The following is a 24,917-nucleotide window of genomic DNA, read 5'->3' as shown; positions in this document are numbered from 1 at the left end:
GTCCTGCCCTACAAATTCGACTGGATGTTCTGAACATTGATTTCCGTAAAAAATCTCTTTAAAGATCGAATAAAGCCTACAAGTAAGGAACATTAAAGGGGTGCTTTGCGTCTATATACATGAAAACAAAATTTAGGAGGCAGTAATCACATGAAGAAAATAAATGTTTCAGATTTTGAGAAAGTGGCAGCGGACATGGAGGGGGACACAATCCTTTTGGAGCCCTTGGGGGATGGGGACTATATTTATGAAATCTCCACCCAGTGGGGAGAAATGGAGGGTGCCAGCTATGTGTTTCGTACGCTGCCCCAAATACGCGGGGAACAGGTGACGTAATCGAACTGCGGTTGATATCACGTCCGTTATTTTGACGTCTGCGCCACCTATTCCGGATAGAGAATCTGCGCCAGGTTTTGGTAGGCCTCTCCCCATCTGGCGTTGGGTTTCAGGTTGTAGAGCGCATGGTCCAGAGTATAAAAGCGCCCCTCCCGCACCGCGCGCAGTGAGCTCCATGCGGGGTTGTCCAGCAGACTGCTCTCCAGCATATCCTGAGCCCTGGTGGGGTCAGCCCCCTGGAGCACTGCAAAAATATAGTCCGGATCGGCGGCAATGATGGCTTCCAAACTCAGGTCCTCCAGCAGGGAGCTTCCGTCGGCCACATTGACACACCCAAGGTCAGCCAGCATCTCGCCCAGCAGAAAGTCTGTGCTGCCCTTCACCTTACAGCTGGAACCGGTGGCCCGCATGCACAAAATTGCGGGCGGCTCCCCCTTTTGCCGGGCAATGGCCTGCTCCACCTGCTGCTGTACTTGCAGGCCATAGAGCTGGTAGTTCTCCGGGCAGCCGGTCAGCCGGGTGCAGATCTCCAGCATTTGCAGATAATCGTCAAAGGACTGGATGTCAAAGTAGGCCACGGGAATGTTGGATTGTTCAAAAATCTCCAACAGCTCTACGTCGGCGGCGGTGTTGCAGCTGGCCAGCACCAGATCAGGCTGGGCCGCCAGCAGCAGCTCCAGGTTGGGCTCTTTCACTCCGCCCAGATTGGAAACATCCTCGCTCAGTCCCAAGTCAAATGAGGTCCAGGTGTCCCCCGCCGCGGCCACCAGGGTATCCTGTCCTCCGGCCAGGCACCAGATGTCAGCAAAGCTGCCAATCAGGGCGGCGACCCGCTCTGGCTGCTGTACAGTGACCGAGCGGCCCAAGTCGTCTGTAAAGGTGACCGCCTGCTCCTCCGGCTCCGAAGGGTCAGACTGCGGCTCCGGCGCCCCGGCACAGCCCGGCTGCATCAGCACTCCGAAGATACACACGGACGCAAAAATCCGTTTCCAATTCATGGTTTTACCTCCTTATATCCTGCCGTGTCTTTCGCTGTACGCTCAATGACATATTATAACAAATCCCGCTCCATAAATGAAGTGTGGATTTTATCTTTGATACATATGCGGCAGGATACGCCCAGGCGCCGCGGAACTCAATTTTCAGAAAATCACGCCGCATTTGTAGGGCGGGACGACTCGGCCCGCCCCACAGTGCCAAAATTGATTTCCGCGCCCAAACACAGAAACATCTTGCAGACCGTCCGTCAGTATGGTATTGTTTAGAAAAATAAATATAATACGAAGGTTGCACATGATGAAGCTTCACACACGGGAACTGGTCTTGTTTGGAATACTGGGCAGTATGACCTTTGGCGCCAAGGTGGCAATGATGGGACTGCCCAATATTGAACCGGTGTCTTTGATGATTATGCTGTTTGCTGTTTCCTTTGGAAAAAAGGCAGTTTATCCGATTTATACCTATGTACTTCTGGAATTTGTGTTGTATGGAATCAATATATGGTCGGTCAACTATCTGTATATCTGGCTGATTCTTGCCGGAGCGGCCTGGAGTTTGCGGGATATACGCTCACCCTTGGGATGGGCCGTGCTGTCTGGTGCGTTCGGCCTGCTCTTCGGTGCACTGTGCGCCCCCGTCTATCTTTTTTTCGGCGGAGCGCTGTTTGCCCTGAACTGGTGGCTCAGCGGGATTCCCTATGATCTGCTCCATTGCGCCGGAAATTTTGCTTTGGCCCTGGTGCTGTTTGTGCCCTTGCGGAAGCTGCTGGAGCGGTTGCAGAAGCGGTGATATTTATGACGAGCTTCAAAATTGCCGGTACCAGAACTGCAGGGGCGGCCATAACCTTTTTGAGTACAGACAGATGATCGGTTGCATTATAATAATCAACAATATCCATTGCGCCGGTTCGATCTGTTACATTGGCAGTCGTCACCATAATTGCGTGGGACAGCTCTAAACTGTCCACGCTAATATGTATTTTCCCCGCATCACAGCCCTTTTCTTCAGCGGTATCAGCATTTTTTTCATCGTCGCCGCATATCAGTCTGTCAGGGCCGCCCCGCCTTTGGCGGGGCGGCCCATTTTGTTTTGAGGTGATATGCGGTGGATTATTTAGCGCGGCTTGCGGACGCTCTTTGGAACCCCTGGCTGTTGGGGCTGTTTTTGCTGACAGGGCTGGTGTACTCCGCAGGTTCCGGATTTTTTCAAATTTTTGAGTGCCGCACCTGGTGGCGGGCTACGGTGGGGTCGCTGTTTCAGCGGCGGGGGCAGAAGACTGGCGGGCTGTCTCCGCTCCAGGCCCTGGCCACCGCTCTGGCCTCCACTATGGGCACCGGCTCCATTGCCGGGGTGGCCGCCGCCCTCACCCTGGGCGGACCGGGGGCGGTGTTCTGGATGTGGGTATCCGCCCTGCTGGGTATGATGACCGGTTGCGGCGAAAAACTGCTGGCTGTCAAATACCAGCGCCCCGGCCCGGACGGCCAGCTCCGGGGCGGCCCCATGTACTATCTGCGGGACGGCCTGGGCTCCCCCTTTCTGTCCGCCTGCTTCTGTCTGGCCTGCATCCCGGCCACTTTGGCGGGGGGAAATCTGATCCAGTCCTCCTCCATCGCCTCCAGTCTGGAGGCAGCCTTCGGCCTGCCCCGGCTCCTGGCAGGGGTTGTCACCGCCCTGCTGGCGGGACTGATAATGGCGGGCGGCTTGGGGCGGATCGCGGCGGCGGCCTCCGCTTTGGTGCCCACTATGGCCATGCTGTATCTGGGCAGTGGATGCGCCGTACTGTTGTACCACTGGGAGCGGGTCCCCGAGGCACTGGGGCTCATTTGCTCCTGCGCCCTCTCTCCCTCCGCGGCGGCGGCAGGCGGGGCAGGCTGGACTTTATCCGCCGCCCTGCGCTGCGGGGTGGCCCGGGGGGTATTCACCAACGAGGCGGGACTGGGCACCTCCGCCATGGCCCATGGCGCCGCCCGTGTGGATCACCCCGCCCGCCAGGGGATGTGGGGCATTTTTGAGGTCTTTTTGTCCACCCTGCTGGTGTGTACCGTCACCGCTCTGGCCATTTTGGTCAGCGGTGTGTGGACACCCGCCTCCCCTGACGCACTGACGGGCGCTCCCCTCACCGCCGCCGCGTTCGGCTCTGTACTGGGCCCGTTTGGACAGGGCGCGGTGGCTCTGTCGCTGCTGCTGTTCGCCTTCTCCTCCATCCTGGGGTGGAGCTTCTACGGCCAGCAGTGCCTGGAGTTTCTGTCGGGCCAAAAGCTGCTGGCCGTCTATCGGGCCGTCTTCCTTCTTTGTACACTGGCGGGGGCGGTCTGGAATCCGCAGGTCATCTGGCAGCTGGTGGACCTGTGCAACGCGCTGATGGCCCTGCCCAACCTGATTGCCCTGCTTTTCCTTGCGCCCCAGGCACTTTCCCTCCTTTCCGGGTGGAAGCGACAGCTTCAAACACAGGGCGGCAAAAATTTTAAGGTGCAGAAAATGGAAAAAACTATTGACAGTTGAACCAAATATGCCTATCATAAGGACAGAAACAGTGCTGAGGCACATATATAAAGGAGCGACACATTATGATCTTTGAAAAGCTGGCTGCCTTGATTGCCGAGCAATTCAATGTTGACACCGACAGCATCACTATGGATACCTCTTTTACCGACGACCTGAACGCCGACTCTGTGGACATTGTGGATCTGTCCATGGCCCTGGAAGAGGAGTTTGGCATTGAGGAACTGGGTGAGGAAGAGGCTTCCTCCATCTCCACTGTGGGCGATCTGGTTCGTTTTTTGCAGAATAAAATCGACTGAACGACGGAACTCCGCCTTCGGCGGAGTTCCACCATTTAAGAACCCGGCCTGTGTGCGGACGCGGCGGGTTCCAAGGAGTTTTAAATGAGTACTTTGGAAGAAAAGCTGGGCTACGCCTTTCAGGATTCCACTCTGCTGGAAAATGCCCTGACCCACAGCTCCCGGGCCAACGAGAGCCGGGGCAAGCTGCTCAGCAATGAGCGGCTGGAGTTCTTGGGCGACTCCATTCTGGGCATGGTGGTGGCCGACCACCTGTACCGCAACCACCCCGATCTACCCGAGGGCGATCTCACCCGCACCCGGGCCGCCCTGGTGTGCGAGGACAGCCTTGTGGAGGTGGCCCGGGAACTGGGCCTGGGGGAGTATCTGCGCCTTGGCAAGGGAGAGAGCTCCGGCGGCGGCCGGGAACGGCCCTCCATCCAGGCCGACGCGGTGGAAGCCGTGCTGGCCGCCATCTATCTGGACGGCGGCATCGGCTCAGCCCGGAAGTTTGTCCAAAAATATATCCTTCCCCGGGAGATCGCCGGCCTCACCAAGCCCCTGGACCACAAGACCGCCCTTCAGGAGCTGATCCAGCGGGAGAGCGGACAGGTCCTCCAGTACCGTCTGGTGGGCGAGGAGGGCCCCGACCACAACAAGCGTTTCTTTGTGGAAGTGGATCTCAACGGCAAGCCCGTCGGCTCCGGGTCAGGGCGCAGCAAAAAGGAGGCCGAGCAGATGGCCGCCGCCGCCGCCATTGAAACTCTATCCAAGTAGTAAACAGCCAGGAGGCTCCCCAGCCGGGGAGCCTCCTTCTATTTGCGTTATTTCTTAAAAAATCCGAACAGTCCGCCCCTCTTGGGCTTCTCCTTGGCCTTTGGAGGCTGAGGGGCAGGGGCGGGGGGCTTGGGCTGAGCCGCCGGAGAGGGCGCAACATAGGAGTAGGCCGAGGTGGGAACAACCTCCCCGTTCAGCCGCTTCAGCGCATCCTGGGCGCTCTGATAGCCCTTGTCAGCAGCCTTTTGATAATACTCCCGGGCCGTTTCCATATCCACCTGGACGCCGTGGCCCTCTTCGTAGCACTCCCCCAACAGGAACAGCGCCCTGGCCTGGCCCCGTCCGGCGGCCTTCTGGAACCACTTTACAGCCTCCAGATCGTCCTCCGCCACGCCGATTCCGGTGTAGTAGCAGTAGCCAAGATTGCACTGAGCTCGGGGCAGGCCCCGCTCCGCCGCCTGGCGGTATAGCTCCACGGCGTGGGCCTTGTCCTCCTCCACGCCCTGGCCCAGCTCGTAGCACAGCCCCAGAGAACAGGTGGCCGCGGCGCTGCCCTTCTCATGGGCCTGGCGGTACAGCTCCACCGCCTTCATAATGTCTTCTTGAACGCCGTAGCCGTTCTCATAGCACTCACCCAGCAGCTGCATGGCCCGGGGGTAGCCCTGGGCAGCGGATTTCTCAAACCACTGGAAGGCCTGGTCGTTGTCCTCCTCCACACCGATCCCCTGGTAGTAGCAGAAGCCCAGGTTGCACTGGGAGCGGGCGTGGCCCTGGCGGGCGGCCTGATGGTACAGCTCCACAGCGCGGGCCTTATCCATCTCCACCCCGTCGCCCAGCTCGTAGCACAGCCCCAGGGAGCACTGGGCGGGAGGATAACCCATCTCCGCCGCCTTCTGATACCACTCCACAGCCTTGTGGATATCCTTTTCCACGCCGTAGCCGTTTTCGTAGCATTCCGCCAGCAGGCTCATGGCCCGGGGGTAGTCCTGCCCGGCGGCCTGGATAAACCACTTGACAGCCTCGTTGTCGTCCTCTTCCACACCGATTCCCCGGTAGTAGCAGAAGCCCAGATTGCACTGAGCACGGGGATAGCCCTGCTCGGCGGCCTGGCGGTACAGCGCAATCGCCTTGGACATATCTTTCTCTACCCCGTCGCCGTACTCATAGCACAGCCCCAGCGCGCAGGTGGCCGGGACAAAGCCCGCCCGGTGGGCCATAGCGTACAGCTGCGCAGCTCTGGCCTCGTCCTTCTCCACGCCATAGCCGTTTTCATAGCACTCGCCCAGCAGCTGCTGGGCCCGGGGATAACCGTCCTCGGCGGCCTTGGTGAACCACTTGACAGCCTCATCGTTGTCCTCCTCCACGCCGATCCCCTGGTAGTAGAAGTAACCCAGGTTGCACTGGGCACGGGGATAGCCCCGCTCGGCGGCCCTGAGGTAGAGCTCTCTGGCCTTGTCCTTGTCCTCCTCTACCCCCCGGCCCAGCTCATAGCACAATCCCAGAGAGCACATGGCGGGCACGTTGCCCTTATCGCTGGCCTGCTGGTAGAGCTGAACGGCTTTTTCTATATCCGGCTCCACACCGTAGCCCCGGTCGTAGCACTCGCCCAGCAGCTGAATCCCTCTGGGATAGCCGTCCTCGGCGGACTTGGCAAACCACTTGACGGCTTCCTCGTTGTTCTCTTCCACCCCGATACCTACGTAGTAGCAGTAGCCCAGGTTGCATTGGGCACGGGCGTCACCCTTCTCGGCGGCCTGGCGGTACAGCTCAACAGCTCTGATCTTGTTCTCCTCCACGCCGGTACCCAGCTCATAGCACAGCCCCAGCGCACACAGAGCGGGCGGATAGCCCACATCCGCCGACTTAGTGTACAGTTCCACCGCTTTGTTGATGTCCTTCTCCACACCGTAGCCGTTTTCATAGCACTCGGCCAGCAGCTGCATGGCCCGGGGGTAGTCCTGCTCTGCGGCCTTCTCAAACCATTTGACGGCCTCCGTCTCGTTCTCCTCCACGCCGATTCCGGTGTAGTAGCAAAAGCCCAAATTGCACTGGGCCCGGGGCATTCCCCGGTCGGCGGCCTGGCGGTACAGCTCCACCGCCCTGTTCAGGTCCTTCTCCACTCCCTGGCCCAGCTCGTAGCACAGCCCCAGGGAACAATAGGCGGAGGTATATTCCTTGTCCGCCGCGCTCTGATACAGCTTGACGGCCCGGTCGTAGTTCTGTTCCACGCCCCAGCCCCGGTCATAGCACTCGCCCAGCAAAAACATGGCCCGGGGGTACTCCCGTTCGGCGGCCTTTTCAAACCACTTTACCGCCTCTTCGGCGTTCTCCTCCACGCCAATGCCTATGTAGTAACAAAAGCCCAGGTTGCACATGGCCGGGGGAAAACCCTGGTCGGCGGCCTGGCGGTACAGCTCTACCGCTCTGGCCTTGTCCTCCTCCACGCCTACGCCCGACTCGTAGCACAGCCCCAGGGTGCAGGCCCCGTCTGGGTAGTGCTGGTCGTAGGCGGCCCGGTAGAGCTCCAGGGCCTTTTCCACGTCCTTCTCCACGCCAAAACCGTTTTCAAAGCACTCCCCCATCAGCACCTGGGCCCGGGGATAGCCCTGCTGGGCCGACTTGGCAAACAGCTCCGCCGCCGCCTCATTGTTCTCCTCAAAGTAGATGCCCTGGTAGTAGAAGTATCCCAGGTTGCACTGGGCAGGGGCATAGTCCTGGTCGGCGGCCTCCTGGTACAGCTCGGCGGCCCTTCCCTTGTCCATCTCCACGCCGTGGCCCAGCTCGTAGCACAGCCCCAGCTCGGTGATGGCGGGGGCGTAGCCCTCCTCCGCCGCCGCGGTGAACAGCTCTGCCCCCCGGACCATATCCACCTCAGTACCGATGCCCCGGACACAGCACACCCCCAGATAGTACTGGGCGGCAATGCTGTCTCCCTCGGCGGCCTTTTGGAACCAGTAAAAGGCCTTCTCCTCGTCCTTTGGGGCTCCGTCGTCCCCGTAGTAGTAGCTGCGGCCCAGACGGTACTGGGCGTCCAGATCACCGTCCTCGGCGGCCTCGCGCAGGGCCTTCAGGTCCTCCTGCTTCTTCTCGGCCATATCGTTCAGACTGCTCATGACCTTAGGATCGATGTAGATCATCACCGAATCCTGGTCAAAGGATTCCGGGTTCATGCTCTTTTCCTCTGCCATCTTAAACACTCCCTTTCTCTATTTTCAGTGTCAGAAAGCTGGCACATTTGGGGACGCTCAATTTAAAAAGTCCTTCAGCTTTTTGCTGCGGGAGGGATGTCTCAGCTTGCGCAGGGCCTTTGCCTCAATCTGGCGGATGCGCTCCCTGGTTACGTTGAACTCCTTGCCCACCTCCTCCAGAGTGCGGGTGCGGCCGTCCTCAATGCCGAAGCGGAGCTTGAGCACCTTCTCCTCCCGGGGGGTCAGGGTGGACAGCACCTCCACCAGCTGCTCCTTGAGCAGGGTGAAGGAGGCCGCCTCGGCGGGCTCGGAGGCGTCCTCATCCGGGATGAAGTCACCCAGGTGGCTGTCCTCCTCCTCACCGATTGGGGTCTCCAGGGAGACGGGCTCCTGGGCAATCTTCAAAATTTCCCGTACCCGGTCGGCTGGCATGTTCATCTCCTCGGCGATTTCCTCCGGAGTGGGGTCGTGGCCCAGCTCCTGGAGCAGCTGGCGGGACACCCGGATCACCTTGTTGATGGTCTCCACCATATGAACCGGGATGCGGATGGTGCGAGCCTGGTCGGCAATGGCCCGGGTGATGGCCTGGCGAATCCACCAGGTGGCATAGGTGGAGAATTTAAAGCCCTTGACATAGTCAAACTTCTCCACCGCCTTAATCAGGCCCAGGTTGCCCTCCTGAATCAGGTCCAGAAACTGCATGCCCCGGCCCACATACCGCTTGGCAATGGACACCACCAGGCGCAGGTTGGCCTCGGCCAGCCGCTGGCGGGCCCGCTCCCCCTTTTTGATGGTCTTTTCCAGCTCCCGGCGCAGCTCCTCGGGGATCTCCTCCCCCGACTCTTTCAGTTCCTCCAGCTGCTCATAGGCGGCGGTACCGGCGGTCATGGCCTGGGCCAGCTCCACCTCCTCCTCTGAGGTGAGCAGGTTTACCTTGCCGATCTCTTTCAGGTACATGCGCACCGGGTCGTCGGTACCGAAGGTGTCCACCAGGGAGTTGGGGTCTACGATCTCCTCCTCAGGGATCTCCTCCATCTCCTCGGCGGGGGGCTCCACCGTGTCGGCCAGGTCGGGCATATAGTCCTCTCCCACCGTCTCAATGCCCAGATTCTCCAGCGTGTCGTAGATTTTATCCATCTGGTCCGTGCCCAGCTCCATGTCCTCCAGCACGTCCAGCAGTTCAGAGGAGGAGAGCTTGCCCTTTTTCTTGCCCCGCTCAATGAGCTCGGCCAGCTTCTCCGCCCCCGGGATGCCCTCCACCACCTTCATGATCTCCACCTTGCCGGTCTCCATCCTGATCTGGATATCAGAAGGCTTTTTCTCTTTCTTTTCCAGGATCATCTCAGGGACGTCGTTTTCTTTCTTTTTGGTGCTCATTTCTTCTCCTCCATATATGCTTTCTTCCGTTGATATTTTTTCTGTGCGGCCAGCAGGAGGTCGTCCCCCTGCTCCCCGCCCCCCCGCAGCAGACCTTCGCCGCGGATCAGGGATATGTAGTCCCGTATGGCCTGGCCGCTGTTGGCCACCGACTCCGGCTGAGCGGCCACCTGGGCCAGATGGTCCATCTCCTCACCGGTAAACTCTCCGGCCAGGGCGGCCAGCTGGGTGGACAGTCCCTCACGGGCCCGGGCGGCCAGCCGGTCGAAGGCCCGGCCAAGCAGCGGGGAGGAGAATTCTCCCCCTGTCAGCTCCCCCATCCGGCCCAGCAGGCCGGGGTCCAGCATCAGCAGCCGGAGCAGCCCCTCCTCCGCCCGGGCGGAGCGGATGTTCTCATACCGCAGTCCCCGGGCTCTGGGCTGGAGCTGGCTGGCCGGGGCCAGATCCCGGCGCTCCTGCTGCTTTTTCTCTTTGCGCAGGCGGCCTTTCAGGGCCCGGTCCACCTCCAGCTTCATGGTGTCCGGGGTCACCCCCGCCGTCTGGGCGGCGTGGCCCCCGTAGATTTCCCGCTCCACGGCGCTGCGCAGTCCCGCAACCAGCTGGGCCGCCTCCTGGAGGAAGGCGATCCGCTGGCCGTCGTCGGACAGGTCGTACTTTTTTTGAATCTGCGCCAGGCGGTAGTCCACCTGGTTCTCGCTCTGGTCCAGCAGCCGGGCAAAGGCCTCCCGGCCATAGGACTTGATGAGCTCGTCCGGGTCCTTAGCCCCCTGCACCCGCAGCACCTTTACCTTCAGCCCCGCCTTCTCCAGAATGGGGATGGCCCGCTGGGCCGCTTTCACCCCAGCCCCGTCGCCGTCGTAGGCGATAACCGCCTCTTTGAAGTACCGGGAGAGCAGCTGCCCGTGCTCCTCCGTCAGGGCGGTGCCCAGTGAGGCCACCGCGCTGTCAAACCCCGCCTGGTGGAGGGAGATGGTGTCCATATACCCCTCCGTCAAAATGACCCGTCCCGCTTTGGAAGTCTTGGCGATATTCAGGGCAAAGACATTGCGGCTCTTGTTGTACACCGGGGTATCCGGGGAGTTGAGGTATTTGGGGGTGGAGTCGTCCATCACCCGGCCACCAAAGCCGATTACGCCGCCCCGCACGTCAATGATGGGGAACATCACCCGGTTGCGGAAGCGGTCATAGATGCGGCCGTCCTTGCTGCTCACAGCCAGGCCGGCGTCCAGCAGGTCACGCTTGTCATAGCCCTGGGAGGACAGCTCAGTGATAAGCCCGTCCCAGCGGTTGGGGGCAAAGCCCAGGCCGAAATTGGTCAGGGTCCGTTTGGACAGCCCCCGGCTCTGGAGGTATTGAAGTCCCTGCGCCCCCTCCGGGCCGTTGAGCCAGCGGTGGAAGACCCGGGCGGCCTGCTTGTTCATCTCCAGGATTTTTTCCCGGCGCTCCCGGGCTCCGGGGGAGGAGCCGAACTCCGGCACCTGCATCCCCACCCGCTGGGCCAGCACCGCGACAGCGTCTTTAAAGGGCAGATTCTCCAGCTCCATCACATAGTTGATGGCGCCGCCCCCCTTGCCGCAGCCGAAGCACTTGTACATCTGCCGGTCAGGCACCACGTGAAAGGAGGGGGTCTTTTCGCTGTGAAACGGGCAGCAGCCCCAGTAGCTGCTTCCTTTTTTTGTCAGCCGCACCGATTCTGACACCAGATCCACAATATCGGTCCGGGCCAGCAGCTCATCCAAAAATCGTTCCGGCAAGGGCAAAGGTTTTCCCCCCTATTTGTATCCGTTTTATGGGCAAATTATCCCAAAACACGCTTTATTCTCCCACAGCGGCGGGCACGGTTACAGGACAGTCCAGCCTTTGGGAATAAAAATCTCCTTATAGGTCTCCACCGCGAAGGGGTCGGTCATGCCGGCGATGTAATCGCACACCGCCCGGTCAACGCCCTCCTCCGCCCGGATGGACTGGAAATCGTCGGGCAGCTGGTCTGGGTGCTTCCGGTAGTAATCAAAAAGTTGGCGGAGCATATCCTGGGCCTTGCCCTCCTCCCCCTTGGCCATGGGGTTGGTATACACGCTGGCAAACATGAAGTCCTTCAAAGCCAGCATGGCCTCCCCCACTTCCGGCGACTGCCTGATCTCATCCTGCCCCTGGCTGGCCCTGATAGCGTCGGCCACCAGGGTGTTAATGCGCTCACTGTGGGTAAACCCCAGTATACGGGAGATGTCCAAAGGGATATCCATGGGGTAAATCACCCCGCCCCGCAGAGCATCTTCAATGTCGTGGTTGATGTAGGCGATATGGTCGGCCAGGCGGACAATCTGGCCCTCCAGGGTGGCGGCAGGCGCACCCTTGGTGTGGCAGACAATGCCGTTGCGCACCTCCCAGGTCAAATTGAGGCCCTCTCCCCCCTTCTCCAGCCGCTCCACCACCCGGACAGACTGCTTGTAGTGGGCAAAGCCCCCTGGCATAACCTCATTCAGCAGCCGCTCCCCGGCGTGACCGAAGGGTGTGTGCCCCAGGTCGTGGCCCAGGGCGATAGCCTCGGTTAGGTCCTCGTTTAAAAACAGGGCTCGGGCCATAGTTCGGGCAATGCGGCTGACCTCCAGGGTGTGGGTCATCCGGGTGCGGTAATGGTCCCCCTCGGGCTGGAGAAAGACCTGGGTCTTGTGTTTCAGCCGGCGGAAGGCCTTGGAGTAGACAATGCGGTCGGTATCCCGCTGAAAGGGAGTACGGACGGCACATTCCTTTTCCGGGCGCACCCGGCCCCGGCTTTGAGATGACTTGCAGGCCAGCGGGGACAGCATGGCTTCCTCCCGCTTCTGCATCTGTTCCCGTAGCGTCATGGGCAGCCCCTCCCTCTTTTTTGTCCCGATTACTTATACGAAAAAACTTCTTGGATTCCTCCTTTTTCAGATGAAAATTTATGGTGAATTTAGATTATCTCTTTAGAAGTTCTTATATGTCGGTATAGCCCGTATTTTCGGGCTTTCCCGGCATTTTAGATATGGGGAGAAGTTCTTATATACCCTCATAACCTCTTAGGTTTTCCCTCTCAATGGTAGTAAAAGAAGTAGTAAATCTGTCTGCGGCTATGCTGCGATCAGCCTTTCCATTTCAGCCCTTGCGGAAGCGAATGTTGCGTGTGCGTAATAGTTCAGCGTCATGGTAATGTTGGAATGTCCCATGATATACTGTAACGCTTTCGGGTTCATGCCCGCATTGGCTAAGTTGGTGCAGAATGTATGGCGCAGGGTGTGGGGTGTCATTACTTTGGGTAAGGCTTCCTCATGGCACTTGTTGTACTTCTTCGCAAGCCCCCGGAACATGGTAGCATAGTTCACATTAGTGTAAATGTTTGTTATTGAATTGTCAAGAGAAAGGAATCGGCAGACAGACCGTGCCACCCAACAAAGAAAACTTCTTTATCAGGCGCCCCCGGATTGGTCCAGAAAGCCACCATGGGGAACTCGTGGAAGTCCAGGCACACACCCCGCCCGCTCTCCCGGTGGAGGAGGGAGGCCTTTCCTGAACGCAGCATGGAAAAAATAATGGTGCCATCTCAGCAAAGCTGCCGTAGTCCAAAGGGAGCATTCCGCTCTCAGGACTTTCTGAGCGCCAGAACGCTGGCCGGACAGTCCGCTCTCTGGCTGCTCCATGGGCTGCTGGGCGTTTTGGCGGTCTGGCTCTCCAGAGGCTGGGAACTCAACCGCAAATCCGCGTTCCGGGCCGTCTCCGCGCTTAAGCTGGCGGGATTTCTCAGGGTCATCACACTGTCGGAGCAGACCGTTCTGGCGATTCCCGACGATACCCTCTATATGCGGCAGTTCCTCGCCCATGAGAAGTACGGAGAGGCTGTCCGCTACCTGGATGAATTGCAGGCCCCGGTGCGGAACCTGACCGCCAACCTCTGGACAGGGGACGAGACGGCGGACTACCTGATCAACAGCAAGGCGGCTGCGGCGGAGGCCGATGGCATCCGGTTCCAGGCCCAGGTGGAGTTCCCCCGCCGTACCAACATCCGCAGCGTGGATCTGTGCGCGATTTTAGGGAATCTGCTGGACAACGCCATCGAGGCGGCCCGGCAGGTGTCGGACCCTTCGGGCCGCACGGTGGCCCTCACCATCCGCCGTATCCACCAGATGCTGGTCATCAAGGTGGAGAACAGTTTTTCCTCTGTACCCGTCCAGGAAAATGGCGAACTGAAAACCATCAAGACCGGGGGCGGTCTCCACGGCTGGGGCCTGAAAAGCGCCCAGACCGCCGCAGAAAAGTACGACGGCATGGTGCAGGCCGGTGTCTCCGGGGAGGTTTTCCGGGCGGTGGCTACGCTGTCCTATCAAGGAATGGAGGACCGGTAAATCCCCCATGTTAATTTGCGTTGCTTGCGGCAACGGGCAGTTTCTTATACAATACCAGCAGTAACCGAAAGGAGGCTGTCCCCGATGTTGAGCGAAAACATAAAGACACGCAGAAAATCAAAGGGCCTCTCCCAGGAGGAGCTTGCCATCAAGCTGAATGTGGTGCGGCAGACGATCTCGAAATGGGAACAGGGCTTATCGGTCCCGGATTCTGATATGCTGATCTCGCTTTCAGAAGCGCTGGAAACGTCTGTCAGCACCCTGCTGGGAGAGACGGTCATTGAGCCCAAAGCTGACGACCTGAAGGCAATTTCTGAAAAGCTGGAGGTCATCAATTTACAGCTTGCGCAGAGGAAGGAGCGACGAAGAAAAATACTCCATTGGCTGCTGCTCTCACTGTGCGCGATTCTCATCACCGTCTCTGCTGCCCTGGCCGTGTTAAACAGCCCCTACTTGGGCTGGGATTACAGCGACCCTGAAACCGCCGTTTTCGGCGCGGCCTTTCACGTATTTGAGTGGCTGTTTGTCCGGTCAGCGCCGGTGATCCTGCTGGCCGCAGTTGTCGGAATTTGTTTGACACGGAAGAAAAAATAGAACTTCTCGTCCATTGGGCGCTTACTCTCTGCGGGTAAGCGCCCCTTTTCGCGGTCAAAAACCAACCGTTTGCGGACATTCCCGCACAGCGCCCGGTTTTCTGTTATGATGCAGATACATCAAAGGAAGCACTGCTTCAAGGAGGAAACTGTTATGCGTCATGTTTATATTCGTGGTATCCTGGCTCTGATCTGGCTGGCGGCGGCGGCCGTCAGCGGCCTGTCCGGCAATCTGGAGTGGGCCGGGCTCTATGTCCTGATGGGGGCGGCCTTTGGGTATTCCGCCTGGGCCTCCTGGAAAAAGGCGAAGAACGACAAGAGGGGGAGCTGACCATGGGCGAAAATATCCTGGAGCTGCAAAACCTCACCGCCTGGTACAGCGAGGGGAAGAACGTGCTGTCCGGCTTCTCCCTCCAGCTGCGGCCCCATGAAGTGGTGGGGCTGATCGGCCTGAACGGGGCGGGCAAGACCACCTTCTTAAAAACCCTGTCCGGTCTCCATGAGGGCTTCCGCTGTGACAGTCTCCGTTTGAACGGCCAGCCGGTTACTTTCCGGGACAAGGGCTTCAAGCTGTGCCGGTACACCGTCTTTGCCGAGGACAACTCCTTCCAGTATTTCACCTTCTGGGAGTACCTGTCCTATGTGGCGGCGGCGTACAAAATGAAATTGCCGGACGTGACAGAGCTGGTGCGGGGCTTTCACTTCGAGGACTACACCAACACCCTGCTGAAAGACCTGTCCACCGGCAACAAGAAAAAAGCGTTTCTGATTACGGCTTTTGCCCTGCAACGGCCACTGCTTTTGCTGGACGAGCCGGTAAACGGGCTGGATTTCCAGAGCACGGAGTATCTGTACCGGCTGATCGCCGGGTATAAAGAGCACGGGACAGTTCTGTTCTCCTCCCATATCCTGGAGAGCATCACCCTGACCTCGAACCGGGTACTGGTGCTGGAGGACGGACAGATCCGCCGGAGCTTTGAGGGCGGTGAACTCAACGCCGTCAACATTCGGGAGGCCCTGCATGATGAAAATGAGCTTTGACGTCACCGCCAAAAAGCTGTTTGGCGTCAGATATGAGCGGCTGATTCGGACGCTCTTTCTGGAGCTGGTGGTCTTTTGGGGACTGCACATCGCCGGGTTCCAAGTAGAGATCGCCCCCTTCATCCTGTACCTGATGTCCGGCGCTTTCTCCGGCGGGATCATGTGGCAGGCCCTCTCCTCTGACGGCAGCCGGGCCAACCTGGAAAATCTATTCATGCTCCCCTTTGAGGGTCGGACCCTGGTGTTTTCCTACGTGGCCGCTCTGGGGGCCTACACCCTGCTCACCCAAACCGCCGGACTGCTGGCGGTGGTCTGGGCAGTCGGCCACTGGAGCTGGACAGAGATCATGGGGAGCGTCCTCTGTGCCCTAGCCGCCATTGTGATTGTCTCCTGTCTCTATCCCCTGCGCCTGGGCCGCGTGGACGCCTACGCCTTTTATGTCCGGCCAGCCAGCCGCGGGCGGACGGTCAAAGTCCACCGCCGCTACTCTGTGCGGCGCTATCTGTTCCGCTATCTGATGGCCCACAAAAATTATCTGGTCAACACGGCGGCCATGTGGGGCGTGGCCTGTGTCCTGCCGGTGCTGCTGGGGCAGATGGAGGCCCGGTTCGTTCTGCCCATCGGCTTTGCCATCCTCTCCCTGAACACCCCCATCTGCATCTTGCTGTCCTGCGACCCGGCACTGGAGCGGGCGGTGTGGTTCCTGCCGGGGCAGGGGAAGGCGTTCTGCGTCCCCTACTGCCTGTTCATTTTCGGGTGCAATCTGGCGGCGGACATTGTTTTCCTGTGCAGCTGGCAAATCCAACTCGGCGGGATCGGCCTGCTCCATGCTTTGACGGCGGCGGCCTTCGCTCTGCTGAGTGCCACTGGCTCCGTCCTGCTGGAGTGGTACTGCCCCATCCGGGGATGGAAAATCGAGAGCGACCTCTGGCACCATCCGCGAAAATACGTTGTGCCCGCTGTTATGCTCCTGCTGGCCGGGCTGGTGAGTATGGTCTGAAACAATTTTCTGCCTGGGCGGACGGGATCGCTCAGGCAGAATTTTTTCAAAAAGACAGACCGCTGTAACATTTCGCGGACATTTGTCTGTTATACTGCCCTTATCACCAAAAGGAGGACAGGCCATGAAACGGATACTGATTGTGGAGGATGACGCACTTTTGAATAAAACCTTAGCCTATAACCTGGTCTCCGATGGCTGGGACGTCACCCCCGCCCTGAATGCCAAAACCGCCGCCGATCTGCTGGCCGGAACAGAATACGACCTGGTGCTGCTGGACATCAATCTGCCGGACGGGAACGGCTATGACCTGTGCAGACTTGTCAAGCCGGAGCACCCGGATACGGTGGTGATCTTCCTCACCGCCAACGACCAGGAGAGCGACCAAATCCGGGGCTATGAGGCTGGAGCGGTGGACTACATCACCAAGCCCTTTTCCATCGGGGCCTTGCAACGGAAGATCCGCGCCATGTTCGCCATGCTGGAGCACCACAAGCCGGCAAAGGATCTCTACGACGACGGCAGGCTGTTCCTGGACTTCTCGGAACAAGCCGCCACCCTGAACGGGAAGCCTCTCAGCCTCTCCTCCATGGAGTACAAGATGCTGTACCTGTTCTGCAAAAATCCCCGCCAGGTCCTGACCCGGCAGCGGCTCCTGGAGCGGCTGTGGGATGTGGACGAGAAATTTGTGGACGAGCACACCCTGACCACCTCCATCAGCCGTATCCGGGGCAAGATTGAGGCGGAGGGCGACACCTATATCAAGACAATCTACGGCATCGGCTACCAGTGGACAGGGGGCGAGCGGAAATGAGGCGTATGCCCGTCAAAACCATGTTCCTGCTGGTGGAAACCGGCGCGGTGGTCTCCATGCTGGCCCTCTCCTTCCTCCTCTCCGCCGTCACCGGCCAGGGGGGAGTGCTGCTGGCCGGTGCGTTGCTGACGGCCTGCGCTTTATTCTGGCTGTTCCTGCTGACACTGTGTTTCGCCAAGCGGCTGTCCCAGTTCACCAGCGACCTGTGCCAAACCATGGACAGCATGATTACCGGTGGCCAGGAGCCGGCCAGAGCCGAAGACCGTGAGACCATCTTCGCGCGCATCAGCTACCGCCTCTCCCGGCTGTACGGTATCCTCCAGGAAAACCGGCGCAAGGTGGATGAAGAGCGGCAGGAGCTGCAAACGCTGGTGTCGGATATTTCCCATCAGGTGAAAACGCCGGTGGCAAATCTGAAAATGGTGACGGACACCCTGCTGGCAAAGCCGGTCACAGAGCAGGAGCGGCGGGACTTTCTACAGGGCATACGCAGCCAGACAGACAAGCTGGAATTTCTGGTGCAGTCCATGGGGAAAGCCTCCCGTCTGGAAACCGGGGCAATCACCCTGGACAAGAAGGACGGCGCGCTGCTGGACACTTTAGCTCAGGCCATGAGCGGCATCGTCTACAGTGCGGAGCAAAAGGGCATCTCCGTCGAGGTACAGTGCCCTGACGACCTGCGGGTTTCTCACGACAGCAAGTGGACGGCGGAGGCCCTGTTCAATCTGCTGGACAACGCGGTGAAGTACACCCCGGCGGGCGGGAAGATCAGCGTGTCGGTGGAGCAGTGGGAGATGTATGTCAAACTGGACGTGACCGACACCGGCAAGGGCATCCCGGAGAGCCGTCAGGCCGCCATCTTCCGGCGTTTTTACCGTGAGGAGGAGGTCCACGACCAGCCGGGGGTGGGCATCGGGCTGTATCTGGCCCGGGAGATTGTCACCCGGCAGGGCGGCTATATCCAGGTGGCCTCGAAACCCGGCCGCGGATCTACGTTTTCGGTGTTCCTGCCCCGGCGGTAAACTGTTCACAAAAAATTCACATTCAAAGCTCCAATTCGGACATTTCTGAGACATTTGGATTTTACAATCGCTCTGCAACAGGCGAAGAGCCGTGAAAGGAGCAGACAAAAATGAACGTATTACAAACCATCGACCTGAAAAAGCAATATGGCAGCGAGCCGAACATCACCCGCGCCCTGGATGGGGTCAACCTCTCTGTGGAGCAGGGGGAGTTCGTGGCCGTGGTGGGGACCTCCGGCAGCGGCAAGTCCACCCTTCTCAATATGATGGGCGGTCTCGACACCCCCACCTCCGGCAGCGTCATCGTCCGGGGGGACGAGCTGGCAAAGAAGAACGACGAGGAACTGACCATCTTCCGCCGCCGGAACATCGGCTTCATCTTCCAGAACTACAACCTGGTTCCCATTCTGAACGTCTACGAGAACATCGTCTTGCCCGTAGAGCTGGACGGGGACACGGTGGACCAGAAGTTCATGGACGAAATCGTCCACATGCTGGCCCTGGAGGATAAGCTGCAAAATATGCCCAACAACCTCTCCGGCGGACAGCAGCAGCGGGTGGCGATTGCCCGGGCCCTGATTACCAAACCGGCCATCGTCCTGGCGGATGAGCCTACCGGCAACCTGGACAGCAAGACCAGCGCCGATGTGCTGGGCCTGCTCAAGCGCACCAGCACGCAGTTCAACCAGACCATCGTGATGATCACCCACAACAACGAGATCGCACAGCTGGCCGACCGCATCGTGCGGATCGAGGATGGCAAAATCGTGGGCTGAGGGGGGTGGCAGCAATGACTTGGCCTTTTGAAAACGACACCAGCGCGGTGGAGAAGAAGCTGGCAAGCCGCAGCATCAAAGCCGACAAGCGGCGGAGCATATTTGTCATCCTGACGATTGCCCTGGCCGTCTGCCTCATGGGAAGTCTCTGCTTTCTCTACTCCGCCCAGCAGCTGAAGACCCTGGACGGCATCCTGGGGCAGTATCAGGCCGGGTGCGTCGGGCTGACCCGGGAGGAGGTCACCCGGCTGGCGGATACCGGAAGGTTTGAAAAATGGGGCTGTACCATTGAGGTGGGAACCGCCCGCCATAAGGACAGCATTTTGCAGATCAGCTATGTCAGCCCGGAGATGATCGACCTGATGGGCTACGGCAGGATTACCGGGACCTATCCCCAGGCGGAAAACGAGCTGTGTGTGGAGCGCGCCTTTTTCCGCTGCTTCGGTTTGCCGGAAGAAGTCGGTCAGACTGTCGTTCTGGACCTGGACGATGGAGAGAAGACCTATACCGTCACAGGTATTCTGGAAACAGAGAACATCAGCCGTATCTTCACGGTTTGGATTTCGGAGTCCGCAGTGGAGCCGGAGAGTCCCTATGAACTCCGGTTTCGCTTTGCCGGGAGCCAAGGGATGGAACTGGCCCAGCTTCGGGCGGACATTGAGCAGTTCTTCGCGGAAATGGGCATCCCGGAGGAGCAGACCTTCTACAGCTCCAACTACTTTGACATGGTGGACATCTACTTGGGCAGCGGGATGGAGGTCTATGCCGCAGCGCTCCTGATTGCCGTGGTGTGCGCCATTGTGATCTACAACATCTTCTATATCTCCGTCATGGGCAAAATGCGGGAATATGGCCGACTGAAGGTACTGGGGACCACACCCAGGCAGCTCAAGCGGGTGGTCAAGCGGGAGCGCCGCTTCCTGACCGCTATCGCCATTCCCCTGGGGCTGGTCTGCGCCGCAGGTATCGCGCTGATCGCCGTTCCCGGCTACTGGTCCTGGGGTGACAATATCCGGTCTGCGGTGATAGTCTCCCTCCTGACCTATGGCACCGTTTTGATCGCCACCAGGAAACCCATGGCAATGGCGGGAAAGGTCTCCGCCATTGAGGCCATCCGCGCCACCGCCTATTCCCAGCAGCAGGGCCCCAGTGTTTCCAGGCAGCTCCACCGCCGCCTGACCATGCCCCGGCTGGCCTGGATGAACTTCTCCCGGAACCGGAAAAAGGCGTTTGTCACCACCCTCTCCCTGAGCCTGACCGGGATTCTGCTTCTGTGCGTTTCCGCCTACGCAAACTCGGTGGACGTCAAAGAAATGGCCCAGTCCCAGTTTGGGGACCGGAGCCAGTATCTTCTGCAATACGAGAATTACGCAGGCCGGGAATTTGTGGAGATGCAGAGGGAGAATCCACTGGACCAGACCCTGCGGAAGGAGCTGTCTGCCCTTCCCGGTGTGGATTACGTTACGGCTTACAGCATGACTTGTGTGGAAATTCCCGCTGTCAGCGCCATTCCGGGCAATCGGGAGCATGAGCCGTTTTTTCTGCGCGGCATTTCCGAGGAAAAAATGGCAGAGATGTACGCCGGGGAGGCCGTTTTGGAGGGAACGGCGGATTACCGCCAGCTGCTGGAGGGGAATGGCATCCTGGTCTGCCCGGCAGGCAGTACGCTGAAGGAGGTCTATCGGACTGGCTATCAGCTTGGGGATACCATTACGGTTTCCTGTTACAACGGACAGAGCAAGACCTATACCGTCATGGGCATTGTCAAGGATGTTCAAATTGGCAGCTCCACCCATTTCTTTATCCTGCCCGAGGCGGAGTTGTCCGCCCTCTATCCGGAAATCTCGGACTTTACCGGCTATGTAAACATCCACGCCGAGCAGGACAGCCCACAGCTGCGGCGGGCGGTATTCAGCGCCATACCTGACCAGCGAGTGGAAATTTCCGGCCTGGACGATTTGGCCGCCGAGCTGGAGCGCGGCCTGCGGGACGAGTTGGCCCGGGACTACGGCATCCTGGTCTTTATCTTTGTGTTTTCCCTTATCAACCTCGCCAACACCTTGATTACCAATCTTCTCACCCGCCAGCAGGAGTTCGGCGTGTTCCAGTCCGTTGGCATGAGCGGCCGGCAGCTGTCCAGCATGCTGTCCTTTGAGTGCCTGTACTATGTTGGCATCACGCTGCTGGTCACCCTGACCCTGGGGACGGCGTGCAGTCTGGTTGTCTGCAAGGTATTCGATCAGATCGGCCTGTTTGGAACCCTCACCTACCATTTCCCGGCGCTCCAGGTTCTGCTGTTCGCCGCCGCGCTGCTTGTGGTGCAGGGGGTGTTCTCCGCCTGCGCGGTCCGCTATACCAGAAGGCTCTCTCTGGTGGAGCGGATCAAGGCGGTGGACTGACCCCGCCTGAAATGGAACGATTACAGTCAATTGAAAAACTAAAAAGAAAAAAGAAGATCTGGAGCAGCAGCTGAATACCGAGACCGATGAGGCCAAAATCAAGGATCTGGAGCATCAGTTGGCCCAGGTGGAGCGGGAGGTGAAGCAGAAGGATAACGATACATACCGGTGTCAACACACCACAGTCAGACAGCTCTCCTGATTTCCGGAAAAGCGGCGGTCTTGAGGAATCAATGCCGCCGCTTTCCTCCACTTAGATAAACTATTTTAGGAGATTTTGAGCATGGAAGATTTGAAAACCCTGTTGGCATATTTCAAGGAACACAAAAAAGGCGTCATCGTGATCCTCATTGCAACGGTCATAGGGGCCGCATTGGGGGTGACAGCTTTTTATAACGGCTGGCTTGGCTGAAAATTGACCGTAGGAAAAATTTAAGAAATTCCATAGGGAAAACGCAGGAAAAAGAAAAACAATCTTGATATAATGTCAGTGAAATCTTATCCTGGAGGCAAAGGGAAAATGAGTAAGCAAAAATGGATCAATCTGGTGTCGGTGTATTCCGTCATCTATACCGTGATTACGCTGCTGAACAGCGTGTTGTATCTCTGTAATGGCATTTACGAGGACCCCAGCGGCAACTGGCACGAACTGGATAGGGCCATCATCCTGCTGATCGGCGTCGCGGCGTTTGAGCTGTGTACCAGTCTGCCCATTAAGCCGTTGATTTTGCGGTATGTGGTCGCGTACATCCCGTCCCAGCTGATGGCTTTCGCCTATGTCTGGTTTACCAGTTTGCGGGAACCATTGGCGAAAACGGCGTACCAGGATATTTGGCTCAACTTTACGGGGCTGTTTATCGTGCTGAGCGTTGCCAACACCATTGTTGGCATTTGCAAGAAAAAAAGGGAGCGGAAGTAAAGTGACAAGTGCTGTAAACAACCTCACCCACATTCTGGTAGTTGACGATGAAAAGGAGCTGGCCGACGTGCTGGAGCTTTACCTCGCAAATGACGGCTACACAGTCCACAAGTGCTATACCGGCGCGGAGGCCATGGACTGCATTGCACACACAGACCTGGATCTGGCGCTCCTGGACGTGATGCTCCCCGACGCGGACGGCTTTCAGCTGTGCAAGAAGATCCGGGAGAAGTCCTACTGCCCCATCATCATGCTCACAGCCAGAGGGTCGGACGGGGACAAGATCATGGGCCTGACCATCGGGGCCGACGACTACATCACAAAGCCCTTCAATCCCTTGGAGGTGGTTGCCAGGGTCAAGACCCAGCTGCGGCGGTACAGGCTCTACAACGGCTCCGCTCCAAACCAGGACGAACCGGCCCATGAATACGACATTCGGGGGCTGACGCTCAACCGGGACAGCCACAAGTGCTTTCTGTTTGGGAGAGAAGTGCAGCTGACTCCCCTGGAGTTCTCCATCCTCTGGTATCTCTGCGAGCGGCAGGGGGTTGTCGTCCCCTCCGAGGAGCTGTTTGAGGCGGTGTGGGGCGAGAAGTTCCTAAAAAACAACAACACCGTCATGGCCCACATCGGGCGGCTGCGGGAAAAGCTGGACGAGCCTGCCCGAAGCCCCAGGTTCATTAAAACGGTATGGGGGGTTGGGTACACTATTGAAAAGTAAGAATGACTTCGGCCAGTTCCGCAGGAAGATATTACTCCGCACCATAGCTGTGCTGGCGGCGGCCGCCGCTGTGGTCTACCTCATTTACGCCGTACTGCTGCGGGGCCGCTTCGCCAACGGAATGGTGGCTCTGTTTCAAAATACCCTGGGCATGGACTACGATGCCGCCCTCCGGTTCTATGAGCGCACCTTCCGCAGCCACATGGATGCCATCATTCTGCTGTCCCTCCTGCTGGTGGCCTCTGTCCTGTTCTACTTTTACCTCCGCTGGCTGACCCGGTATTTTGAGGACATCAACAGAGGAATGGATGCTCTGCTTCAAGACGTGGCGGGAGAAATTTCCCTGCCCCCGGAGCTGCTTCCCATTGAGCGCAAAATGAATCTGGCAAAGCACACCATTGACCGGCAGAAAAGCGACATGCTCTTGGCTGAACAGAAAAAGAACGATTTGGTGATGTACCTGGCCCACGACCTGAAAACGCCCCTGGCCTCCTCCATCAGCTACCTGAACCTGCTGCGGGATGAAAAGCAGTTCTCCGAGGAACTGCGGGAAAAGTATCTCACCATTGCCCTCGCCAAGTCGGAGCGGTTGGAGGATCTGATCAATGAGTTTCTGGAAATCGCGCGGTACAGCCTGTCCACCATCACCCTGCAATACAGTGAGATCAACCTGACCCGCCTGCTGGAGCAGCTTGTGTATGAGTTTCAGCCGGTTCTGAATCAGAAGGGCCTGACCTGCCGCCTTGCGGTTGGGGAGGATATTTTGCTGAACTGTGACGCCGACAAGATACAGCGGGTCTTTGACAACCTTTTGCGCAATGCGGTGAATTACAGCTACGACGGAACCGAGATCACCATTGAGGCCGAGAGCGGCGAGGACTGCGTAAAGCTGAGATTTTCCAACCACGGTGGAACCATTCCCCAGGAGAAGCTGGAGCGAATCTTCGAGCAGTTTTACCGGCTGGACACGGGGCGCAGCTCCAGCGGGGCCGGGCTGGGCCTCGCCATCGCCAAGCAGATCGTCACGCTCCACAAAGGGATGATTACTGCGGAGAGCAGGGATGGCCTGACAGTCTTTACGGTGACGATTCCTGTTTTATAGCAATCACAAACACTAAAAATCACGGAGAGACACATAATGAATAACAAGAAACTGTCGGTGTATTTGATTGGCACAGAGGTACTGCTGATCCTCTGCATCGCGTTGGCGAACCTCAATCCGTCACCGGTTCTCTATTTTGTTTTTATAATTTCCTGTACGGGCTGGTATTCAGTCTTTTGGTTCCGCTATACTGTCTGCGGAGAGAAAAGGAATCACTTGCTTCGGCCGCGTAAAAAGGCTGGGCCCACGGCAATTTGCCGTTTTGTTTGCATTTGCGATATTTTCCGTTGGCGGACAGCTGATCCCCAAAATGGCTGTGGGGGAACAGATACCGTGGCATCTGCTGCCGTTAGGGATTGTACCGCTTATCATGACCACGTTTTTTGAGGAGTTCCTGTTTCGGGGCTTTGTGCAGAGCAGGGCCGAGCAGCAATTTGGCTGCTTGCCCGCAATTTTGATTTCCGGGACGATGTTCTCGCTATATCATCTGGGCTATCCCGGTTTTCGCGCCTGGGAGGATTTGCTCCTGCTCTTTACGGTAGGACTTGGATTCGCGGCTGCCTACAGGCTTTCTGGTAATAATCTGATCGTGTCGTACTTCGTAAACCTGCCGAACGCTTTTGTTACCTACATACTCAGAAGCTGTACCAATAGATAAAAAGGTGCTATAATGAGGGTATGATACAGAAAAATGAGAGACGCAGGTATGCGA

The 24,917-nt window shown here is 58.4% G+C and carries 24 protein-coding genes and 1 pseudogene; 19 read left to right on the top strand and 6 right to left on the bottom strand.

What is annotated here, in order from left to right:
• The first annotated feature begins 150 nt into the window (after positions 1–150).
• Complete coding sequence (locus tag NFS22_RS07280; protein ID WP_251317050.1) at positions 151–336, top strand: hypothetical protein; 186 nt, start codon at positions 151–153, stop codon at positions 334–336.
• 47 nt (positions 337–383) lie between these two features.
• Here NFS22_RS07280 and NFS22_RS07275 read toward each other — a convergent pair whose 3' ends face one another.
• Entirely contained in the window at positions 384–1,334 is a 951-nt protein-coding gene (locus NFS22_RS07275) for an ABC transporter substrate-binding protein (RefSeq protein WP_251317049.1), read from the bottom strand.
• A gap of 295 nt (positions 1,335–1,629) precedes the next feature.
• Between NFS22_RS07275 and NFS22_RS07270 the strand changes: the two genes are divergently transcribed.
• From NFS22_RS07270 to rnc, 4 genes are all read left to right on the top strand, one after another.
• Complete coding sequence (locus NFS22_RS07270; protein ID WP_251317048.1) at positions 1,630–2,124, top strand: hypothetical protein; 495 nt, start codon at positions 1,630–1,632, stop codon at positions 2,122–2,124.
• Positions 2,125–2,439: 315 nt separating this feature from the next.
• Positions 2,440–3,837, top strand: a complete 1,398-nt coding sequence (locus NFS22_RS07260) for an alanine/glycine:cation symporter family protein (protein ID WP_251317047.1) — start codon at positions 2,440–2,442, stop codon at positions 3,835–3,837.
• A gap of 65 nt (positions 3,838–3,902) precedes the next feature.
• A complete protein-coding gene (gene acpP / locus NFS22_RS07255; RefSeq protein ID WP_251317046.1) occupies positions 3,903–4,136 on the top strand; it encodes an acyl carrier protein in 234 nt (77 codons plus the stop codon).
• 84 nt (positions 4,137–4,220) lie between these two features.
• Positions 4,221–4,892, top strand: a complete 672-nt coding sequence (gene rnc / locus NFS22_RS07250; RefSeq protein ID WP_251317045.1) for a ribonuclease III — start codon at positions 4,221–4,223, stop codon at positions 4,890–4,892.
• 47 nt (positions 4,893–4,939) lie between these two features.
• On the opposite strand, the gene NFS22_RS07245 is transcribed toward rnc, so the two are convergent.
• From NFS22_RS07245 to NFS22_RS07225, 5 genes and pseudogenes are all read right to left on the bottom strand, one after another.
• Positions 4,940–8,080 carry a tetratricopeptide repeat protein gene (locus tag NFS22_RS07245; RefSeq protein ID WP_251317044.1) on the bottom strand — a complete coding sequence of 1,047 codons (3,141 nt, stop codon included), beginning with the start codon at positions 8,078–8,080 and terminating at the stop codon, positions 4,940–4,942.
• A gap of 57 nt (positions 8,081–8,137) precedes the next feature.
• On the bottom strand, positions 8,138–9,373 hold the full coding sequence (gene rpoD / locus NFS22_RS07240) for an RNA polymerase sigma factor RpoD (RefSeq protein ID WP_420908852.1): 1,236 nt from the start codon (positions 9,371–9,373) through the stop codon (positions 8,138–8,140).
• Between the two features lie 80 nt (positions 9,374–9,453).
• Positions 9,454–11,217: a DNA primase gene (dnaG, locus tag NFS22_RS07235; protein ID WP_251317043.1), complete on the bottom strand. Its 1,764-nt coding sequence runs from the start codon at positions 11,215–11,217 to the stop codon at positions 9,454–9,456.
• An 81-nt stretch (positions 11,218–11,298) separates the two neighbouring features.
• The gene (locus NFS22_RS07230; protein WP_251317042.1) at positions 11,299–12,303 is read right to left on the bottom strand and encodes a deoxyguanosinetriphosphate triphosphohydrolase; all 1,005 of its coding nucleotides are present in this window, start codon (positions 12,301–12,303) and stop codon (positions 11,299–11,301) included.
• 246 nt (positions 12,304–12,549) lie between these two features.
• Positions 12,550–12,807, bottom strand: a pseudogene (locus NFS22_RS07225) (tyrosine-type recombinase/integrase); the annotation flags it as partial.
• Positions 12,808–13,011: 204 nt separating this feature from the next.
• Here NFS22_RS07225 and NFS22_RS07220 point away from each other — a divergent pair.
• The 14 genes from NFS22_RS07220 to NFS22_RS07160 all read left to right on the top strand — a co-directional run bounded on the left by NFS22_RS07220 (position 13,012) and on the right by NFS22_RS07160 (position 24,863).
• On the top strand, positions 13,012–13,818 hold the full coding sequence (locus tag NFS22_RS07220) for an ATP-binding protein (RefSeq protein ID WP_251317041.1): 807 nt from the start codon (positions 13,012–13,014) through the stop codon (positions 13,816–13,818).
• An 84-nt stretch (positions 13,819–13,902) separates the two neighbouring features.
• Positions 13,903–14,412 carry a helix-turn-helix domain-containing protein gene (locus NFS22_RS07215; RefSeq protein WP_251317040.1) on the top strand — a complete coding sequence of 170 codons (510 nt, stop codon included), beginning with the start codon at positions 13,903–13,905 and terminating at the stop codon, positions 14,410–14,412.
• Positions 14,413–14,565: 153 nt separating this feature from the next.
• Positions 14,566–14,742: a hypothetical protein gene (locus NFS22_RS07210; RefSeq protein WP_251317039.1), complete on the top strand. Its 177-nt coding sequence runs from the start codon at positions 14,566–14,568 to the stop codon at positions 14,740–14,742.
• A gap of 2 nt (positions 14,743–14,744) precedes the next feature.
• Positions 14,745–15,452, top strand: coding sequence for an ATP-binding cassette domain-containing protein (locus NFS22_RS07205; protein WP_251317038.1), 708 nt, complete (start codon positions 14,745–14,747; stop codon positions 15,450–15,452).
• A complete protein-coding gene (locus tag NFS22_RS07200) occupies positions 15,433–16,452 on the top strand; it encodes a hypothetical protein (protein ID WP_251317037.1) in 1,020 nt (339 codons plus the stop codon). Before NFS22_RS07205 ends, NFS22_RS07200 begins: the two co-directional genes overlap by 20 nt.
• 124 nt (positions 16,453–16,576) lie before the next feature.
• Positions 16,577–17,266 (top strand): response regulator transcription factor, encoded by a 690-nt coding sequence (locus NFS22_RS07195; protein WP_251317036.1) that lies wholly within the window; start codon positions 16,577–16,579, stop codon positions 17,264–17,266.
• The gene (locus NFS22_RS07190; RefSeq protein WP_251317035.1) at positions 17,263–18,288 is read left to right on the top strand and encodes a sensor histidine kinase; all 1,026 of its coding nucleotides are present in this window, start codon (positions 17,263–17,265) and stop codon (positions 18,286–18,288) included. Before NFS22_RS07195 ends, NFS22_RS07190 begins: the two co-directional genes overlap by 4 nt.
• Before the next feature lie 110 nt (positions 18,289–18,398).
• A complete protein-coding gene (locus tag NFS22_RS07185; RefSeq protein WP_251317034.1) occupies positions 18,399–19,064 on the top strand; it encodes an ABC transporter ATP-binding protein in 666 nt (221 codons plus the stop codon).
• Between the two features lie 14 nt (positions 19,065–19,078).
• A complete protein-coding gene (locus tag NFS22_RS07180) occupies positions 19,079–21,463 on the top strand; it encodes an ABC transporter permease (protein ID WP_251317033.1) in 2,385 nt (794 codons plus the stop codon).
• Between the two features lie 283 nt (positions 21,464–21,746).
• Positions 21,747–21,875 (top strand): hypothetical protein, encoded by a 129-nt coding sequence (locus NFS22_RS23700; RefSeq protein WP_277614751.1) that lies wholly within the window; start codon positions 21,747–21,749, stop codon positions 21,873–21,875.
• A 108-nt stretch (positions 21,876–21,983) separates the two neighbouring features.
• On the top strand, positions 21,984–22,382 hold the full coding sequence (locus tag NFS22_RS07175) for a DUF6608 family protein (RefSeq protein ID WP_251317032.1): 399 nt from the start codon (positions 21,984–21,986) through the stop codon (positions 22,380–22,382).
• 31 nt (positions 22,383–22,413) lie between these two features.
• Positions 22,414–23,103, top strand: coding sequence for a VanR-ABDEGLN family response regulator transcription factor (vanR, locus tag NFS22_RS07170; RefSeq protein ID WP_251317170.1), 690 nt, complete (start codon positions 22,414–22,416; stop codon positions 23,101–23,103).
• Positions 23,093–24,205: a sensor histidine kinase gene (locus tag NFS22_RS07165; RefSeq protein ID WP_251317031.1), complete on the top strand. Its 1,113-nt coding sequence runs from the start codon at positions 23,093–23,095 to the stop codon at positions 24,203–24,205. Before vanR ends, NFS22_RS07165 begins: the two co-directional genes overlap by 11 nt.
• A gap of 262 nt (positions 24,206–24,467) precedes the next feature.
• On the top strand, positions 24,468–24,863 hold the full coding sequence (locus NFS22_RS07160) for a CPBP family intramembrane glutamic endopeptidase (RefSeq protein ID WP_251317030.1): 396 nt from the start codon (positions 24,468–24,470) through the stop codon (positions 24,861–24,863).
• The last annotated feature ends 54 nt before the right edge of the window (positions 24,864–24,917 follow it).

This window comes from Flintibacter muris (assembly GCF_943192995.1).
Taxonomy (GTDB): domain Bacteria; phylum Bacillota; class Clostridia; order Oscillospirales; family Oscillospiraceae; genus Lawsonibacter; species Lawsonibacter muris.
This window is presented reverse-complemented; position numbering and strand designations above follow the sequence as displayed.

Bases quoted from the DNA above. Each gene is read 5' to 3' on its own strand.
- NFS22_RS07280 (WP_251317050.1), top strand. From the start codon at position 151: ATGAAGAAAATAAATGTTTCAGATTTTGAGAAAGTGGCAGCGGACATG.
- NFS22_RS07275 (WP_251317049.1), bottom strand. From the start codon at position 1,334: ATGAATTGGAAACGGATTTTTGCGTCCGTGTGTATCTTCGGAGTGCTG.
- NFS22_RS07270 (WP_251317048.1), top strand. From the start codon at position 1,630: ATGATGAAGCTTCACACACGGGAACTGGTCTTGTTTGGAATACTGGGC.
- acpP (WP_251317046.1), top strand. From the start codon at position 3,903: ATGATCTTTGAAAAGCTGGCTGCCTTGATTGCCGAGCAATTCAATGTT.
- rnc (WP_251317045.1), top strand. From the start codon at position 4,221: ATGAGTACTTTGGAAGAAAAGCTGGGCTACGCCTTTCAGGATTCCACT.
- NFS22_RS07245 (WP_251317044.1), bottom strand. From the start codon at position 8,080: ATGGCAGAGGAAAAGAGCATGAACCCGGAATCCTTTGACCAGGATTCG.
- rpoD (WP_420908852.1), bottom strand. From the start codon at position 9,373: ATGGAGACCGGCAAGGTGGAGATCATGAAGGTGGTGGAGGGCATCCCG.
- NFS22_RS07230 (WP_251317042.1), bottom strand. From the start codon at position 12,303: ATGACGCTACGGGAACAGATGCAGAAGCGGGAGGAAGCCATGCTGTCC.
- NFS22_RS07215 (WP_251317040.1), top strand. From the start codon at position 13,903: ATGTTGAGCGAAAACATAAAGACACGCAGAAAATCAAAGGGCCTCTCC.
- NFS22_RS07210 (WP_251317039.1), top strand. From the start codon at position 14,566: ATGCGTCATGTTTATATTCGTGGTATCCTGGCTCTGATCTGGCTGGCG.
- NFS22_RS07205 (WP_251317038.1), top strand. From the start codon at position 14,745: ATGGGCGAAAATATCCTGGAGCTGCAAAACCTCACCGCCTGGTACAGC.
- NFS22_RS07200 (WP_251317037.1), top strand. From the start codon at position 15,433: ATGATGAAAATGAGCTTTGACGTCACCGCCAAAAAGCTGTTTGGCGTC.
- NFS22_RS07195 (WP_251317036.1), top strand. From the start codon at position 16,577: ATGAAACGGATACTGATTGTGGAGGATGACGCACTTTTGAATAAAACC.
- NFS22_RS07190 (WP_251317035.1), top strand. From the start codon at position 17,263: ATGAGGCGTATGCCCGTCAAAACCATGTTCCTGCTGGTGGAAACCGGC.
- NFS22_RS07185 (WP_251317034.1), top strand. From the start codon at position 18,399: ATGAACGTATTACAAACCATCGACCTGAAAAAGCAATATGGCAGCGAG.
- NFS22_RS07180 (WP_251317033.1), top strand. From the start codon at position 19,079: ATGACTTGGCCTTTTGAAAACGACACCAGCGCGGTGGAGAAGAAGCTG.
- NFS22_RS23700 (WP_277614751.1), top strand. From the start codon at position 21,747: ATGGAAGATTTGAAAACCCTGTTGGCATATTTCAAGGAACACAAAAAA.
- NFS22_RS07175 (WP_251317032.1), top strand. From the start codon at position 21,984: ATGAGTAAGCAAAAATGGATCAATCTGGTGTCGGTGTATTCCGTCATC.